The sequence below is a fragment of the Enterococcus sp. S22(2020) genome, assembly GCF_020295385.1.
Classification (GTDB): Bacteria; Bacillota; Bacilli; order Lactobacillales; family Enterococcaceae; genus Enterococcus_L; species Enterococcus_L dunnyi.
In genome coordinates this window covers 153,053-169,302 of sequence record NZ_JACFUD010000003.1, presented here as the reverse complement: position 1 = coordinate 169,302, position 16,250 = coordinate 153,053, and the positions used below count along the sequence as shown (strand labels likewise).

Genomic DNA, 16,250 nt, shown 5'->3' with positions numbered 1-16,250 from the left:
TTATTTTTCTTCCTTTCGTTGTTCAACTGTTTTGTCGTAAACTTTTCTAGCTTGGACCCACACTTCTTGAATACATTCAGGACGAGACAAATATATAATCTTTTGGAATACATCCAATAAAGGTTCTGTTTCAGAAAAAATCGGCAGCCCTTTCGTTGTAACAAATTGAACATCCCAAGCATAATCAACGGCCAACTTGCCAATCGGAAGACTCAATGATTCACCGCCACCTGCAGTAGCTAAATAGAACGCCTCATTTAACGTTAAACTAGAGCCTTTCACGCCACGTTTATCACTGCAGCAATCTTTATCTACTCCATCTTCTAACATTCGAGAAGAAATAACTGCCTGTTTGATATTGTCAAATAAGCTTGGAGAGAAACCGCCAGATATGTCACTCCCTAACCCTACCTCTACCTGATATTCATTGAGCAATTTGGCAACTGGTGTCACCGCGTTACCAAAGTAAGCATTAGAGATAGGACAATGAGCAACTGCTGTCCCTTTTTCAGCAAACAACTGCATGTCTTCATCAGAAAGAAAGCCGCAATGAGCCATAACCGCTTTTTCACTAAGTAAACCAAATTCGTTTAGTGCAACTGCATCATTTTTACCAAAGCGTTCCTTAACATACTCATGAGCCCAATCACTTTCACTGCAGTGGGATTGAATATGGACATCATATTTTGCAGCTAAAGCGCCTAATCCTTCTAACGACTTATCTGTACAACTAGGAATGAACCTTGGCGTAACAACTGGATAGACTCCTTGCGGTGTATGCTTGTTAAGTTCCAACACTTCCTGAATAAACGCTTCTGTCTCGGCAATCGCCACTTTAGCATCATCGTCGCGATAATAGTCCGGATTTTGTTCAGGATCATCCATGACAACCTTTCCAACTAGACCTCTTTGCCCTTTTTCACTGCAGATTTCTGCTAAACGAAGACTTGCTTTTTGATGAACCGTAGCAAAATATAAAGCTGTCGTCGTACCATTTTTCAATAATTGTGAGACTAAATCTGAATACACTCGGTCCGCAAATGCCTGATCAGAAAACTTCGCCTCTAGCGGAAACGTATAAGTATTCAGCCATTCATACAAAGGAAGATCTAATGCTGTTCCTGCTTGTGTCCATTGAGGCGCATGAATATGGAGATCGACGAAGCCTGGTAAAATATATTGATCCGATGCCAACTCCTGCAATTGTCCTTTTGCTGAATATTCCTGGATCGTCTCTTTGTAGCCTGCATCATCCGGCTGAATGATCTTTGCAATCAGCCCATCTTCTGAAATACAAAATAACGAATCTTGTAAAACCTCTACATTTTTTTGGTCACGACTAGTGAACGCCGTTCCTTTTACAACAAATTTAAACAAATCAGCTACTCCTTCCATAACAATACCAACACATTATATATTATTATTCGTCTTTATTCCATATTTTTTTATAAAAAAATACGAATTAAGTTGATAACTAACAAAACACGAACTTTATTCCAGTGAACAAAAAGTAAAAGTAGTATTTATCGAATATTTTCGCTTTATACCATTCTTTATATCTAAATAAATATTTTCTTCAATCCTATACTATGCCTCATGTCAAAATATAAAGTCCTTCAAAAAAATACTTCCGACTTTTGATTCTTTATGAAATTGCGTTATACTTAAATGAGAGAAATTGTGAATTAGGAGGCTACAAACTATGTTAACTATCGAACGTATCCTGACAGGTGTCATTCAGGAAAATTGCTATTTGATCTATAACGAAGAAAATCTTTTGATCATCGATCCAGGTGCAGAAGCAGAACGAATCATTTCCTTGATCAAAAAAACAGAGAAAAAACCGATCGCTATTTTACTTACACATACACATTATGATCATATCGGAGCTGTTGAGGAGTTGCGCCATCATTATCATATCCCCGTATATGTAAGCCCGCTTGAACAAGAATGGTTATCGAACCCTGTTTTGAATCTATCTGGATTAGGTAGACATGATGATATTGCAGATATCGTGGTTCAACCTGCGGAAATGGAATTTGAAATGACTGACTATGAACTTGGCGGAATCAAATTTTCTGTTGTGCCAACCCCTGGTCATTCCATTGGAAGTGTTAGTTTGATTTTTGATGATTTTGTCGTAACCGGAGATGCTTTATTCAAAGGAAGTATCGGCCGAACTGATTTGCATACAGGCGATATGGAACAGCTGCTTCACAGCATTAGAACCTATCTTTTTACTTTGCCTGATGAATTCCCAGCTTACCCAGGACATGGCGATGCGACAACGATCGAGCATGAGAAGAAAACCAATCCCTTTTTCAATTAAAATAATCTACTAGGAGGACGTACCATGAACAAACCAACGGTGCTATACATTATCCGCCACGGGAAAACTATGTTCAATACAATCGGTCGAACACAAGGATGGTCGGACACACCTTTGACAAAAGAAGGTGAAAAAGTCATCCACGCTTTAGGTATCGGATTAAAAGACATCCCTTTTAAAGAAGCCTATTCTAGTGACAGCGGCCGTGCAATGCAGACTGCCCGTATTATTTTACAAGAGCATTCAAAAGGAGCCGCAATTCCTTATGCTACAGACAGCCGTATTCGGGAATGGTGTTTTGGTTCTCTAGATGGCGGCTATGATGGTGAATTATGGGGGGTCGTTCCACGAATATTAGCTTTTAAAAATTATGAAGACATGATGACCAATCGGATCAGCTACAAAGACTTAGCGAAGGCAATCATCGCAGCAGATACAGCCGATTGGGCAGAACCCTATGATAAAATCAAAGAACGTGTTTGGAGTGGATTTGAAGATATTGCCCATAGAAGAGAAAAAGATGGCGGTGGAAATGTTATGATCGTTTCTCACGGCTTGACGATTTCATTCTTGCTGTCTTTAATCGATTCAAGCTTGCCAATGCAGATCGGTCTGGAAAATGGCAGTGTAACTAAATTGATTTATGAAAATGGTCGATTTACGATCGATACAGTCAATGACATCCATTATATCGAAGATGGCCAAAAACAATCATCGAACAACTAAAAAGGTTTGGCGGAACATAACTCTTCCGCCAAACCTTTTACTAATCAAACTTTGTACCTTTTTAAAATCTCAACGGCTCCCCTAGAGTGCTGGATTTTTTCTAGTGTTTTATCATAATTTTTTGCTCCATAAGCAAAGAACAGCACATCTACGACATAAAGCTGTGCAGTCAAAGAAACTGTAGCAGCACTTCTTAAAGGCGCTTCCTCCCCTTTGGGCGTCAATAATAAAATTTTACTTTTTTGAGCTAAATCAGATTCTCTATCTGCTGTCAAAGCAACGACAGGCAGTCCTTTTTCAATCGCTAATTCTGCCAATGCATTGGTTTCAGGATTTTTTCCAGAATTTGAAATACCAATAAATAAGCCTTTCAATTGATTCGTTCCTAAAGCAGAAGCGAACAAATGAAGATCCATCGTAAAGAAAACACTTAAACCTAGTCGGGTAAATTTTTGATAAATATCTTGTGCTACAAGCGATGAAGCACCTAATCCATAGACAAAGACGATCTCTGATTCTTCTACTTCACTAACTGCCCGATCGATTGCTTCAACTTCTAAATGTTCATTCGTTCGTTCTAGAACATGAACCAATCGATGCTGCAACTTCTCTTTTATCGCAGCTGTCGTTTCTCCATTTTCGACCTCTGTATACATCTGTGTATCGACCGCGCCAAGGTTAGCTGATAACTGCAGCTTTAAATCGGTAAAGCCGTTGACTTCGATCGAACGGCAAAAACGAATGATCGCTGCCGGACTTGACCCGGATTTTTTCGCCAACTCTTGTGCACTTAAAGTAATTACTTCATTTGTGTTAGTTAAAATATATTCAGCAACTTTTTGTTCAGATCCTGGGAGTGTTTTCAAATGATCCTGAATCGTTAAAATAATGTTTTGCTGCATGATATTCATACCCTTCTTCCTACTCAAACTTTTTTCAAGATGCACTTGATAATACATTTCTACAAGGAATAGTATAACAGAAAAGACTTGCCTATGTTGAATAAGAATCTAAAAAAGCAAGCCTGATGAACAAATTTTTCAAACAAAAAATCAACTGTTTTATTATAGTTAGCAACAAATGCTATCCAAAAAAACAGCTGATTTCTATACAATCGAACGATCTAATCGACTGTTTTATTTATTTTCTTGAAGATCTTTGGGAATACCAAAGAAGAATGTTGCAACAAAGCCGCCAGCATATGCAGCCAATAATCCTAACACATAAGCAAGCCATTGGTTATTAGCGATCAGCGGGATCAAAGCTGCACCACTTGGACCGATCGCAATTGCCCCAACATTGCCGAAAGCTCCGATTACCGCACCACCGATTCCTCCGCCAACACAGGCAGTGATAAACGGACGACCTAAAGGTAAAGTAACCCCATAAATCAACGGCTCACCGATTCCTAAAATCCCAACTGGTAACGCTCCTTTGATCATCTCAACTAACTGTGCATCTTTTTTGCAACGAATCCATAAGGCTAAAGCTGCTCCTACTTGACCTGCTCCTGCCATAGCTAATATCGGTAATAGTAATGTCATTCCTGTTTGATTGATCATTTCAATATGGATCGGGGTCAAGATTTGATGTAATCCAAACATAACCATCGGCAAGAATGTCGCTCCTAGGGTAAACCCTGCTAAAATTCCGCCTTTTTCCAAGACTACATTGATCACACCTACTAAGCTATTGGAAATCAAGCCTGCGATCGGCATAATCAAGAAAATCGTTATCAATCCAATGACCAATAAAGAAATCGTTGGTGTGACAATAATGTCGATAGAATCAGGAATGATTTTATGCAATTGCTTTTCTACTAATGAAAGTAACCAAACTGCAAAAATAACCCCAATAATACCACCTTGTCCAGCAGATAACGTACCACCGTTTAAAATATTCGGCAGCGGCGCCTCTGGATTCATCCCAGTTAACATCGTTACAGCACCAATTACTCCACCAAGCGCTGGTGTTGCTCCAAATTCGCTCGCACTGTTGATGCCTGTATATAAAGCTAAATAAGCAAAAATCCCGTTTTTGATGATATTCAATACATCGATATACTGCTGCCAAGAGTCACCGATCGTTCCTGCAACCAGTAAATTAGACATAACAGCGGCTATTCCTCCAATGATTCCGGCACCAACAAATGCAGGAATCAGCGGAACAAAAATATTAGAGATCGATTTCAATACTTTTTTAAAGCCTGAAGTGCTTTTATTTTTCTCTTTTTGGGCAGCCTTTACTTCAGCCGCTTTTTCTTCCACTAATTGTTTGCCTGACAGCTTATTTGGAAATGGCTCACCAAGCTTAACACCAGCCATGTCCACCATTTCTTGAGCAACTTTATTTACCGTCCCTGGTCCGATCACGACTTGTAAGGTATCGTCTTCTACAACGCCCATTACACCATCGATCTTCTTCAACTCGTCAAGCTTCACTTTATCATAATCCCGTATATCCATTCGAACTCTTGTCATACAATGACGCAATTTCAACACATTTTCCTGTCCGCCAACTTCTTCATAAATTTCCCTTGCCAAACGTTTTACTTTCTCTTCTGACACAGTCATTTCCCCCTTAGTTTTCCCTTAAATTGTATTTTTGATAAAATGATTGCCCTGAATCAATTTTGTTTCAGCCTCTTCTTTTGAGGAGTTTGTCAATAACATCACGATAGCCAGTTTGACATTTTCATCCGCTTTGATGAAATAGTCAGCGGCTGTTTGATAGTCGCAAGTTGTCGCTTCCATAATGATACGCTTAGCACGTTCCACTAATTTTTCATTTGTTGGTTTCACATCCACCATTAAGTTGTTATACACTTTACCAATTCCAATCATTGAAACCGTCGATAACATATTTAAAATCAATTTTTGTGCTGTTCCAGATTTTAGACGTGTGGAACCTGTTAAAAATTCAGGCCCTGCATCAACTTCAATAGGAAAGTCAGCATAACGGCTGATTTCAGCATGTTTGTTGCAAGAAACCGAAACTGTTTTTGCACCAATAGAAGCCGCATACTCCAATCCTCCAATTACATAAGGAGTACGGCCGCTAGCTGCAATTCCAACAACGACATCTTTATCAGTTAATTGAATATCGATTAAATCTTCCTGTCCAAATTCCTTAGAATCTTCCGCACCTTCCACGGCAATCGTCATCGCCTTTTGCCCACCAGCGATCAAACCTTGCACCATTTCAGGATCTACACCAAATGTCGGCACACACTCTGCCGCATCCAATACACCCAAGCGGCCGCTTGTGCCCGCCCCCATATATATCAAACGTCCATCTTTTTTGAAAGCATCAATAATCACGTGAACAGCTGGTTCGATTTGCGACAGTGCTTCACCAACTGCAATAGCTACCTTTTGATCCTCTTGATTCATTTTTATCAACGCTTCTTCTACAGTCATTTCATCTAAATTCATTGTTTCTTGATTTCTGCGTTCTGTTGTCAGTTTTTCTAAATTCATCTTATAATGTCCCCTTATCTATCAGTTTAAATTTACGACCTGCGGCGATCCTTTTTATTAGCGCTTGATCTTCAGTAACTACTTGTGCCACCACATTGACTTTTTTATCTACAGGCAATGTTTTTTTTGTCAATTGAATTTCACCCATATAGCGGCCGTATTCTGAATTATCGATGGTCACACTGCCCAATGACCGTACAATCGATTCTTCTGGTACGATCGTGTCTATTTTCTTAAAGCGAGCATCTGCACTGCGAATCACATCTCTCGCGTCATCTTGACGATTCACATGCTCTCCTAAAATCAATGAATAGTAGCGGCTGCCCATATCAATAACTTCCAAAACCAGTTCGCCTTGGCTCAAATATAGCTCCAATTGCCGCATCGTACGTTTAGAAATCATTGGATCGCCAATATAGACACCGTCAACTGCGAATCGCTCTTTCAATTCGATCATAGTCGCTAAAGGATGTTCATGACGATGTTTTTCTAAAGTTGGCAACCCCATGAACAAAGGCCCACGTAATTGAGCATCCCCTGGTGCAAAAGCAAAGACTTTAAAGCCTGATGCCTTCAACCATTCATTTTTTTCAGAGAAAAAAGAATTACCTAAGCCAGTTTCTGGTCTCGGATAATAATTATGCCACGCTTCAAAATTTGAAAAATCGGCTTCATATCGTTTGAGCTCAGCAACATCTTTTGATGTAATCGTGCTGGCATTTAAGCCGACATCCATAACATGTGATACTTGAGCGATTTTTTGATTAGAAATCGCATAATCCATACGTAATCCAGTCACACCGATGGCAATAATTTCCTCCAAACGTTCAAAAGAAAAACCAGCGCGGCTTAAGGCTTCACCAGAGATATCGACCATCAGCTTCATTCCATTTTTAGAAGCAATCTCACCTAATACTCTTAGTCGTTGTGCGTACAATTCACTATTGTCTTCAGGAATATGCAAAGAAGTAAATATTCCTTTTACTCCAATGCAGCTCATTTCTTGTATATAAGTTTGCGTCTCTTTTGTTAGGTCTTCCCCAAGAAAAACTGATATCCCATACATATCCATCTGCTCCTCTCTAACACGCTTTCATTATAATTCTTTTGAAATAAAATTTCAAGTTAAATATTCATTTTGTTTCAAAAACGGAATTTTTTTTCAAAAAACGCATAAAAAAATAGAACAAACAACAGTGGATTGTCTGTTCTACTTGATGAAATAATATTTCACTCTTTATGCCTTTGCACTACCTACTATCTCTCCAGCAGTGACCTGTCCTGTCTTTGTTAGATCAAATTCTTTCACAGCATCCATATTGGTAATAACGACCACCATATCGGTTGCTTTACCAGCTGAAATGATTTTTTCTAGATCGACCGTCGCAATCAATGTTCCTGGTACAACCTTTGTTCCTTCCGTCACCTTGATAGAAAATGGTGCACCATTTAATTCTACTGTATCGATCCCCATATGCAGTAAAACTTCCAGTCCATTAGCCATTTTCATCCCAACTGCATGTTTTGTCTGAAATACGCTCAAAATTTTCCCTTCGATCGGTGCATAAATTTCCCCAGTTTCCGGAAGAACTGCAAAGCCATCACCCATCATTTTTTGTGAAAATACAGGATCATTTACTTCAGTGATAGGAATTACTTTCCCTGTTGCTACTGCATATAGTGTTTCATTTACTTGTGATGGTTCTTTCTTTTTTAAAAATCCAAACATTATTTATTTTCCTCCAATTTTATGAATAGTAATAGTATAGAAAATTCTTAAAGTAAATACAACCATCAATCGCTGGATTCTAATTTTTTCTAACGTCACATAATTGTTAGTTGGTTTTTTTCATTCAAAAAGGTATACTATTAGTGATTTTATTATTTTTACATTGAAAGGATTGAACCTATGCTTTTATCAAATTTATGGAAAGCAATTATTTTAGGGATTATTGAAGGAGTTACCGAGTGGCTGCCGATCAGTAGTACCGGTCACCTGATCCTAGTTGATGAATTTATTAAGATGAATCTTAGCGCTGATTTTATGGAAATGTTCAATGTCGTGATCCAACTAGGAGCGATCATGGCCGTTGTCGTTCTTTATTTTCATAAGTTAAACCCCTTCTCTCCTCAAAAAGATGAGAATGAAAAGCGAGATACTTGGCTCTTATGGACAAAAGTCCTTGTGGCTACTGTACCAGCTGGAATCATTGGTATTTTGCTAGATGATTGGCTGGAAGCGAAATTTCACAATTTCTTTACTGTTTCTCTTATGTTGATCATTTATGGTGTTGCTTTCATCATTATAGAGAAAAGAAACAAAACACGCGAACCAAAATGCAGCGATCTGAACAGTTTCACTTACAAAGCTGCCGCAATCGTTGGTTTTTTCCAAGTTTTATCATTAATTCCTGGAACTTCACGCTCAGGTGCAACTATCTTAGGTGCGATTCTAATTGGCGCTTCGCGATTCGTTGCAACCGAGTTTTCATTTTTCATGGGAATCCCTGTCATGTTTGGTGCTAGTTTCTTGAAAATCATCAAATTTATTGCAAAAGGCAACTCATTCAGTTTTAATGAGACTGTTGTTTTATTAACAGGTTCTATCGTTGCTTTTGTCGTTTCGATCATCGTGATCAAGTTCTTATTGAACTACTTGAAACGTAATGACTTTACCGTTTTTGGTTGGTACCGAATTATTTTAGGTGTTCTACTAATTAGCTATTGGCTATTTTCTTGATTATTCATACTGTACAGCTAGCTAACGTAATTGAAGTACAGCATAATAGCTACTTTTGCTTCCAATATCTATTTGCTTTTAAAGGGACTAAGTTGTAACTCTTAGAGTTATTTCTTAGTCCTATTTTTTGTTACTTAAAATGATAATGATTATCACTCTTAATTAGAATTACTATATTTAAAAAATAAGATAAAACCCTAATAAAAATAGGTTTTTATTAAATGATAATCACTATCATTCTCATTTAGAATATTTTATTATCAATTAGAGTCAGTTTATGTTATGCTCTTATTGAGGAGTGATGAAAATGAAACTTTCAAAAGAAAAAAAAGCAATTCTATCTACTATTTTATGTCTTATTTTTATGATTGCAGGTTTTATGTTAGAAAAATCAGGTGCTACTTTTTATCCGATCATTTTTATTTTAGCTATTGTTTTCGGTGGTTTTAAACAAACAAAAGAGGGCTTGATCAGCACTTTTGAAGACAAACATTTGAATGTAGATTTATTGATGGCCTTGGCTGCTATTGGCGCTTGTATCATTGGAAATTGGTTTGAAGGAGCAATGTTGACGTTTATCTTTTGTCTGAGCGGTGCCCTTGAAGAATACACGACAAACAAAAGTAAAAAAGAGATTGCCAGCCTGATGAATTTACAGCCAGAGACTGCTTTACTATTTGAGAATGGAAAAACAACAGAAGTACCTGTCGATACATTAGAAATCGGAGATACTTTACTCGTTCCAAAAGGTTCAAGTATTCCGATCGATGGTCAATTAGCTGCCGGAACATCGACCATTGACGAAGCGGCGATCACAGGAGAATCTGTACCTGTTGAAAAAAGTGCCTCAGATTTATTATTTGGAGGAACGATCAACCTTGGTGAAGCTTTCACAATGACGGTTACAAAAAATAGTGAAGATACTCTATTTGCCAAAATCATTCGATTGGTCGATGAAGCACAAAATACCCCTTCACAAACAGCAAGCTTTATTGAAAAATTAGAAAACACTTATGTAAAAATTGTGTTGATCACTATTCCTCTAATGATTTTGATTCCTTATTTCTTTTTGGGCTGGTCTTGGAACGAAAGCTTTTATCGTGGAATGGTATTACTCGTTGTCGCTTCGCCTTGTGCATTGGTCGCTTCGGCAACCCCTGCCACTTTGGCTGCCATCTCAAATGGTGCTAGAAATGGCGTCCTATTCAAGGGCGGTGTCTATTTAGAGAACTTAGCAGCATTAAAAGCAGTTGCTTTTGATAAAACTGGAACTCTGACAAAAGGAAAACCTATTGTAACAGATGCTATATTTCTGAGTGACAAACAAAAAGCAGTCGATATTTTAGTCGCAATGGAGCGTCACTCTACTCATCCGCTTGCACAAGCAGTGATCGACCGTTTCGATGAAGAAAGCACCACTCATTATGAACAACTTGATGTCAAAAACGTTGTAGGTTTCGGAATGGAAACTACAATCAATTCTACAGTCTGGCGATTAGGGAAAATTTCTTTTGCGGATACTTCTTCAATCACATCAGGTATTTTAGAGCAAATTGAACAACTACAAGCAGATGGCAAAACAGTCATCTATCTCTTTGAAGGAGAAACGATCGTTGCCTACCTTGGATTATTAGATGTTCCAAAACCAGAAGCAAAATCGATCATTACTTATTTTAAACAAGTCGGTGTTCATACGACGATGATCACTGGAGATCAAGAAAGAACTGCTGCTGCAGTTGCAAATGAACTAAAAATCGATGAAATTCATGCAAACTGTTTGCCAGAAGATAAAACGATTCTTATCAAACAACAAAAAGAACGTTACGGTGTTAATGCAATGGTTGGAGATGGCATCAACGATGCTCCCGCTTTAGCTAATGCAGCGATCGGTGTTGCAATGGGCGGCGGAACGGATATTGCAATGGATGTCGCAGATGTCGTTTTGATGCAAAACGATTTAGAAAAACTACAGATGAGTCATTTGCTTTCAAAAAAATTAAAACGAATCGTCATGCAAAATATATTATTTTCAGCCTTTGTCATTTGTCTTTTAGTTCTTTCAAATTTTTTCCAAATCATCAGCCTTCCTTTAGGAGTGATCGGCCATGAAGGAAGCACGATTTTGGTAATTTTAAATGGTTTGAGATTACTTAAGACGATTCCGATCGAGCACGTAAAGACCAAAACACAAACACCACTAAAACCACTAAATTCATATAATCGTAGTGAATCAAGTATTTAAAATAGACAAAAAAGGAGACGCTCATTGCTGGATGAGTATCTCCTTTTTTATCTACCTCTAATAACTCCTTACTCCCATTCTTCAAGAAATTCTTTAAGAAAGTTTTCCAAAAATTCTTGTCGCTGCTTTCCTATTTTTTTAGCATAGGGCGTATTTAAACGATCGTTCAATAGTAGAATTTTCTCATAAAAATGATTGATTACTGTACTTTCTTCCCTGTACTCTGATTTATTTTGCAATAATCTTGGTTTAATAGCAGGGTCATAAATTTTATTTCCTTTGTGCCCACCATAATAAATGGTTCGGATGATCCCGATCGCTCCCATTGCATCCAGCCGATCAGCATCTTGAACGATTTGTCCTTCTATACTTAATTCCTTTTTCTTTCCTTCAAGTTCCTGGCTGAATGAAAGGTTTTTAATGATATAAAGGATATGCTCGATCTTCTCAACAGGAACACTATTCACTTGTAAAACTTCTTTAATCTCTTGATATGCTTTTTCCTGATCCTCAACAAGCTTTTCATCAGCAACATCATGAAGATATGCTGCAGCTACTACGACAAATTCATCACACGCTTGTGTTTGTATGATTTTTTGTGCATTTCGGACGACACGCTCTATATGGTCCATGCCATGACCACTTTGATCCTCTTTCAATTTTGATCGAACAAACGCTTTGATCACATCTATTGTCTGCATATCCATCTAAAATCCTCCTAATCGCTCGAAAAAAGGCTGAAACAAATTCGATTTATCCCAACCTAACACTGTATTTCATTTAACTATTCTTTATGACTAACCCGCCAATAACATCTACGACTGATTCACTTGCATTCAGTAATTCTTCCAATTGATCATAAACGTTTTTCCAGCGAATCACTTCAATCGGATTTTCTTCATTTGTAAATAAGTCTTTCAGAGATTCACTGTAAAGCTTATCAGCTTTGCCTTCGATCTCACTGACTTCATCCATCATCGTCCGTAATATTTTAGAATTTTTGAACTTTGCAAACTCTTTTGTCGCCGTTAAAACTCCTGCTGTAGCTTCTAAAGCATAGGTAATAAATACCATTGCATTTTCTTTCAGTTCCTTAACGACTAAACTGCTCAATAAATAAGCAATACTATTGATTGTATCCAACACATCATCTAGTCGTTCTGTGATTTCAACAATGTCTTCCCGATCGATAGGTGTGATGAAAGAAACATATAATTCACTTAAAATTTGTTTAACGATTTGATCGCCTTCACGCTCCAGATCATGGATTTTTATTGCTTCTTTTTCTAAATAATCCAAAGAATAATTAATCGCGATCATTTCTAAGATCTCTGCTGCCTGATGGGCATTTCTCGCCAGATGCTCCAACTCTCCAAAATAGTCAAATTGTTTCTTTCTTGCCATTTTACTCTCTCCCTTAGCTTAACTCTCTATCGTTATTGTTTTTTTCTATTTTTATGCTCGATCAAAATAGGGCTACAAACAACTTAGCCATGATAAAAGCGATCAGACCACAACCCGGAAATGTTAAAACCCAGGCAATCAGCATTTCTTTTACAATTCGCCAATCTACACTTGACACGCGTTTTGAAGCACCTACCCCCATGATCGCAGTCGTTTTTGTATGTGTCGTAGAAACTGGAATACCAGCAATTGAAGCAGCAAATAAGCAGACTGCCGTACTTAAATCAGCTGCAAAGCCTTGGTAACGTTCTAATTTTACCATATCCATCCCAACGGACTTGATGATCCGCATACCACCAACTGAAGTTCCGATCCCCATCGTTACAGAACATAAGACCATGACCCAAATAGGAATAATGAAACCCGCTCCAGATTTTTCAGCAAGATTATTGTAATATAATCCAAGCATAAAAACCCCCATAAATTTTTGACCATCTTGAGCACCATGCAAAAAAGCATTAGCTCCAGCTCCAAATGCCTGACCATAGGTGAAAACTTTATCCGCTGTTCTTCTGGCAACACCTCTGAAAAGGATTACAATCAACTTCGTTACGATAAAACCGCCACCAAAGCCCATAACAGTTGAAACGACTAATCCAATCAATACTTTTGTCCATTCAGACCCATTAACCGCTCCAATACCGCCTAAAGCCATTGCAGAACCAGTCAAGCCCGCGATCAAAGCATGGCTTTCACTTGTTGGTATACCAAAATACCAAGCCGCAACCGACCAAACAACGATTGAAAACAAAGAGGCTGCTAGTGCTACCTGAGAAGCATTTCCCTGTGCATCAAAACTGACGATATTACTAATTGTCTCCGCTACCTGAGCGTTGAAATACGTCATAACTAATGCACCTAAAAAATTCATTACTACTGCCATCCAAATTGCTACATTTGGCTTCAACACACGGGTCGAGACAGCGGTTGCAATTGCATTCGGTGCATCTGTCCAACCATTAACAAAGATAACTCCCATCACTAACGTAACCGTTATCACTAAAGCAATATTCACTATGACACCCCACCATTTCATTTTTCATCTGTAATAATATCATATAATTTGTTAAAAGTATCCATTTTTTCATATATGCCCTATTTTATTCCTACAAATACATTAAATTTACTGTTAAGGAAAAAAACTTGTCATCTTTTATTGCAATGACAGTTTGGATTAGGTATAATGATTAGTGTTGAATTACATATGGATATTCCTGTGTAAGACCTTATTTTATCGGAGGTGAAAGAAATGCCAAATATTGAATCTGCAATTAAACGTGTACGTACTAACGCAAACGCGAATGCTCAAAATTCATCTCAAAAGAATTCTATGCGTACAGCAATCAAGAAATTTGAAGATGCTGTAGCTACAGGTGCTGATAACGCGGATGAGCTATATAAAGAAGCTGCTAGAGCTGTGGACATGGCTGAATCAAAAGGATTGATCCATAAAAACAAAGCGAGCCGCGACAAATCTCGTCTAAGCAAAAAATTAGCAAAATAATGAATTTGCAGAAGCTGCCATATGGTCAGCTTCTTTTTTTGCACCAAAAGAGTGCGAAACAAAACGAAGAAATCCATTTTGTCTCGCACTCTAAAACGTAATAAATGATGGATAGGGTAAAAATCAGATTCTTCTACAATTCTCTAAAAATAAAAGTATATTGTACTATTTTCATACCAATTGAAGCCTAATCGACTTTTGTCTTTGCTTAGATAGATATCAATTTGGATCAAAGAAAAACATTTCAACATCGAAGATCGGATTCAAAATTCTATATCTCATTTATACTTCATGCATTGATTCTAGTTGTTTTGAAGCTCCAGCCCTTTACGATCGATTTGAATCCAATATTCAGAAATTTTCTCATCTTCAACCAAATAAACTGCACTGGCAATTTGAATAATTTCTTTACTGTCTGACATCGTTCCAGTCTGTTTCCAACGAACATATACCTTATTCCCATCTTCTAACAACTCTTGGATTTCTAAGTGAAACTGACCATAGATATCCTGCATTTCCTTTACGTGTTCGATATAATCTTGTGGAGATCGTTCGATTGCATATTCATTCTCAGATTGGATTTGATGGGCAATCACGCACTCGTGCATATAAATAGATGCAGCATCAACATCTTTCCCTGAGCGGACATTTCTAAAAAAATCTGCAACGATCTCTTTTGGCTTCTTCATGCAATCTGGCTCCTTTCCTATCTATTACCTTACGCCTTGAGCGGACAATTTCAGAATAAATAATTCAAAAAGCAGCTCTTTATCCATCTTGCCAGTTTTCATTTTAACATCATTTTCTACTAGCTCATCATAGATCTCTTCCAGTCGTTCCAATTCAAAATGTCTCACTTGCTGCAATGCCAATTTTACACGATAAGGATGGATTTTTAGTGTATCTGCAATATTGGCTTGTTGATATCCAAGTTTAGCTAGGATTTTTGTTTGCAAAAATAAACGAATTTGATTTAGTAAAATCGCATTCAGCTTGATCGTTTCCTCGCCTTGAAGCAAAAGATCTTCATAGAGCTGTATTGCTTTTTCTCCATTTCCTGACAAGACCTCATTCGTTAAATCAAAGACATTATGCTCCAACGATTTTGGTACTAGTTCTTTTACAGCGTGAAGAGAAATAACTTTATCTTCTGAAGAAAAAAGAAATAGTTTCTGCAGCTCCCCCATTACTTTGGACAAATTCAAATCTGTCAGCTGCAATAATAAATCAAAAGCTTCTGGGCGAATGTCATAACCTTCACTTTGAATGGTTTGTTCGATATATTGGCGGACCTCACGTTCGCCCATTGGGTTGACATCGATGAATGTCGCTTGTTTCTTCAATGATTTTGTAATTTTTTTTCGTTCATCTAATTTTTCAACGCTTGCATTGAATACTAAAATAGTCGTAGGAGACGGTTCTTCCAGATATTTCAATAAACTATCGATGTCATGATCAAGACCCGTTGTTTTTCTTTCAGCTGTTAAAAAATAAGGGTTTTCGATAAACACTAAACGGTAATCACCAAAGAATGGAATCGTTTCAGCTTCTTCGATCGCTACTGATAAAGGAACCTCTTCCATATCAAAAGAAGAAAAGTTAAATTGATCATCTTCTGTTTTGATCAATTGATTCATTAGTTCTGTTTTAAATAGTTCACTCAAATAGCCTTCTGTCCCCTGAACTAGATACACAGAGGCAAACTGTTGTTGGCGAACCTGCTGCAACGCTTCTTGTAAGTTCATAATTCCCCTCATTTCTCTTTT

16 protein-coding genes are annotated in these 16,250 nt (G+C 37.7%); 5 read left to right on the top strand and 11 right to left on the bottom strand.

Annotated features, from left to right (window positions below; all coding sequences use genetic code 11):
• Window positions 1-1,377, bottom strand: coding sequence for a guanine deaminase (gene guaD / locus H3T55_RS06575; RefSeq protein WP_225533855.1), 1,377 nt, complete (start codon window positions 1,375-1,377; stop codon window positions 1-3).
• Between the two features lie 325 nt (window positions 1,378-1,702).
• On the opposite strand from guaD, the gene H3T55_RS06570 reads away from it, so the two are divergent.
• Window positions 1,703-2,329, top strand: a complete 627-nt coding sequence (locus H3T55_RS06570; protein ID WP_225533854.1) for an MBL fold metallo-hydrolase — start codon at window positions 1,703-1,705, stop codon at window positions 2,327-2,329.
• A 24-nt stretch (window positions 2,330-2,353) separates the two neighbouring features.
• Window positions 2,354-3,055, top strand: a complete 702-nt coding sequence (locus tag H3T55_RS06565; protein WP_225533853.1) for a histidine phosphatase family protein — start codon at window positions 2,354-2,356, stop codon at window positions 3,053-3,055.
• A 44-nt stretch (window positions 3,056-3,099) separates the two neighbouring features.
• On the opposite strand, the gene H3T55_RS06560 is transcribed toward H3T55_RS06565, so the two are convergent.
• The 5 genes from H3T55_RS06560 to H3T55_RS06540 all read right to left on the bottom strand — a co-directional run bounded on the left by H3T55_RS06560 (window position 3,100) and on the right by H3T55_RS06540 (window position 8,263).
• Window positions 3,100-3,957: a MurR/RpiR family transcriptional regulator gene (locus tag H3T55_RS06560; RefSeq protein ID WP_225534141.1), complete on the bottom strand. Its 858-nt coding sequence runs from the start codon at window positions 3,955-3,957 to the stop codon at window positions 3,100-3,102.
• Window positions 3,958-4,191: 234 nt separating this feature from the next.
• Entirely contained in the window at window positions 4,192-5,622 is a 1,431-nt protein-coding gene (locus H3T55_RS06555) for a PTS transporter subunit EIIC (RefSeq protein ID WP_225533852.1), read from the bottom strand.
• A 24-nt stretch (window positions 5,623-5,646) separates the two neighbouring features.
• Window positions 5,647-6,534 carry an N-acetylmuramic acid 6-phosphate etherase gene (gene murQ / locus H3T55_RS06550; protein ID WP_225533851.1) on the bottom strand — a complete coding sequence of 296 codons (888 nt, stop codon included), beginning with the start codon at window positions 6,532-6,534 and terminating at the stop codon, window positions 5,647-5,649.
• A gap of 1 nt (window position 6,535) precedes the next feature.
• Window positions 6,536-7,600, bottom strand: a complete 1,065-nt coding sequence (locus H3T55_RS06545; RefSeq protein WP_225533850.1) for a DUF871 domain-containing protein — start codon at window positions 7,598-7,600, stop codon at window positions 6,536-6,538.
• 171 nt (window positions 7,601-7,771) lie between these two features.
• Complete coding sequence (locus H3T55_RS06540) at window positions 7,772-8,263, bottom strand: PTS glucose transporter subunit IIA (RefSeq protein WP_087640238.1); 492 nt, start codon at window positions 8,261-8,263, stop codon at window positions 7,772-7,774.
• 180 nt (window positions 8,264-8,443) lie between these two features.
• Here H3T55_RS06540 and H3T55_RS06535 point away from each other — a divergent pair, with 180 nt between their 5' ends.
• The gene (locus H3T55_RS06535; RefSeq protein ID WP_225533849.1) at window positions 8,444-9,274 is read left to right on the top strand and encodes an undecaprenyl-diphosphate phosphatase; all 831 of its coding nucleotides are present in this window, start codon (window positions 8,444-8,446) and stop codon (window positions 9,272-9,274) included.
• A gap of 307 nt (window positions 9,275-9,581) precedes the next feature.
• Window positions 9,582-11,516, top strand: coding sequence for a heavy metal translocating P-type ATPase (locus H3T55_RS06530; protein WP_225533848.1), 1,935 nt, complete (start codon window positions 9,582-9,584; stop codon window positions 11,514-11,516).
• Between the two features lie 68 nt (window positions 11,517-11,584).
• On the opposite strand, the gene H3T55_RS06525 is transcribed toward H3T55_RS06530, so the two are convergent.
• From H3T55_RS06525 to H3T55_RS06515, 3 genes are all read right to left on the bottom strand, one after another.
• The gene (locus H3T55_RS06525; RefSeq protein ID WP_225533847.1) at window positions 11,585-12,223 is read right to left on the bottom strand and encodes an HD domain-containing protein; all 639 of its coding nucleotides are present in this window, start codon (window positions 12,221-12,223) and stop codon (window positions 11,585-11,587) included.
• Window positions 12,224-12,296: 73 nt separating this feature from the next.
• Window positions 12,297-12,920 (bottom strand): DUF47 domain-containing protein, encoded by a 624-nt coding sequence (locus H3T55_RS06520; protein WP_225533846.1) that lies wholly within the window; start codon window positions 12,918-12,920, stop codon window positions 12,297-12,299.
• A 61-nt stretch (window positions 12,921-12,981) separates the two neighbouring features.
• Complete coding sequence (locus H3T55_RS06515) at window positions 12,982-14,016, bottom strand: inorganic phosphate transporter (RefSeq protein ID WP_225533845.1); 1,035 nt, start codon at window positions 14,014-14,016, stop codon at window positions 12,982-12,984.
• Window positions 14,017-14,229: 213 nt separating this feature from the next.
• Between H3T55_RS06515 and rpsT the strand changes: the two genes are divergently transcribed.
• On the top strand, window positions 14,230-14,484 hold the full coding sequence (rpsT, locus tag H3T55_RS06510; RefSeq protein WP_069662814.1) for a 30S ribosomal protein S20: 255 nt from the start codon (window positions 14,230-14,232) through the stop codon (window positions 14,482-14,484).
• Between the two features lie 302 nt (window positions 14,485-14,786).
• On the opposite strand, the gene H3T55_RS06505 is transcribed toward rpsT, so the two are convergent.
• Window positions 14,787-15,173: an ester cyclase gene (locus H3T55_RS06505; RefSeq protein WP_225533844.1), complete on the bottom strand. Its 387-nt coding sequence runs from the start codon at window positions 15,171-15,173 to the stop codon at window positions 14,787-14,789.
• Window positions 15,174-15,197: 24 nt separating this feature from the next.
• Window positions 15,198-16,229 (bottom strand): DNA polymerase III subunit delta, encoded by a 1,032-nt coding sequence (holA, locus tag H3T55_RS06500; protein ID WP_225533843.1) that lies wholly within the window; start codon window positions 16,227-16,229, stop codon window positions 15,198-15,200.
• Window positions 16,230-16,250: the final 21 nt, after the last annotated feature.

What these genes read in the sequence shown, in the direction of transcription:
- H3T55_RS06570 (WP_225533854.1), top strand. Translation starts at nt 1,703, where the DNA reads ATGTTAACTATCGAACGTATCCTGACAGGTGTCATTCAGGAAAATTGC.
- H3T55_RS06565 (WP_225533853.1), top strand. Translation starts at nt 2,354, where the DNA reads ATGAACAAACCAACGGTGCTATACATTATCCGCCACGGGAAAACTATG.
- H3T55_RS06560 (WP_225534141.1), bottom strand. Translation starts at nt 3,957, where the DNA reads ATGCAGCAAAACATTATTTTAACGATTCAGGATCATTTGAAAACACTC.
- murQ (WP_225533851.1), bottom strand. Translation starts at nt 6,534, where the DNA reads ATGAATTTAGAAAAACTGACAACAGAACGCAGAAATCAAGAAACAATG.
- H3T55_RS06545 (WP_225533850.1), bottom strand. Translation starts at nt 7,600, where the DNA reads ATGTATGGGATATCAGTTTTTCTTGGGGAAGACCTAACAAAAGAGACG.
- H3T55_RS06540 (WP_087640238.1), bottom strand. Translation starts at nt 8,263, where the DNA reads ATGTTTGGATTTTTAAAAAAGAAAGAACCATCACAAGTAAATGAAACA.
- H3T55_RS06535 (WP_225533849.1), top strand. Translation starts at nt 8,444, where the DNA reads ATGCTTTTATCAAATTTATGGAAAGCAATTATTTTAGGGATTATTGAA.
- H3T55_RS06530 (WP_225533848.1), top strand. Translation starts at nt 9,582, where the DNA reads ATGAAACTTTCAAAAGAAAAAAAAGCAATTCTATCTACTATTTTATGT.
- H3T55_RS06525 (WP_225533847.1), bottom strand. Translation starts at nt 12,223, where the DNA reads ATGGATATGCAGACAATAGATGTGATCAAAGCGTTTGTTCGATCAAAA.
- H3T55_RS06520 (WP_225533846.1), bottom strand. Translation starts at nt 12,920, where the DNA reads ATGGCAAGAAAGAAACAATTTGACTATTTTGGAGAGTTGGAGCATCTG.
- H3T55_RS06515 (WP_225533845.1), bottom strand. Translation starts at nt 14,016, where the DNA reads ATGAAATGGTGGGGTGTCATAGTGAATATTGCTTTAGTGATAACGGTT.
- rpsT (WP_069662814.1), top strand. Translation starts at nt 14,230, where the DNA reads ATGCCAAATATTGAATCTGCAATTAAACGTGTACGTACTAACGCAAAC.
- H3T55_RS06505 (WP_225533844.1), bottom strand. Translation starts at nt 15,173, where the DNA reads ATGAAGAAGCCAAAAGAGATCGTTGCAGATTTTTTTAGAAATGTCCGC.
- holA (WP_225533843.1), bottom strand. Translation starts at nt 16,229, where the DNA reads ATGAACTTACAAGAAGCGTTGCAGCAGGTTCGCCAACAACAGTTTGCC.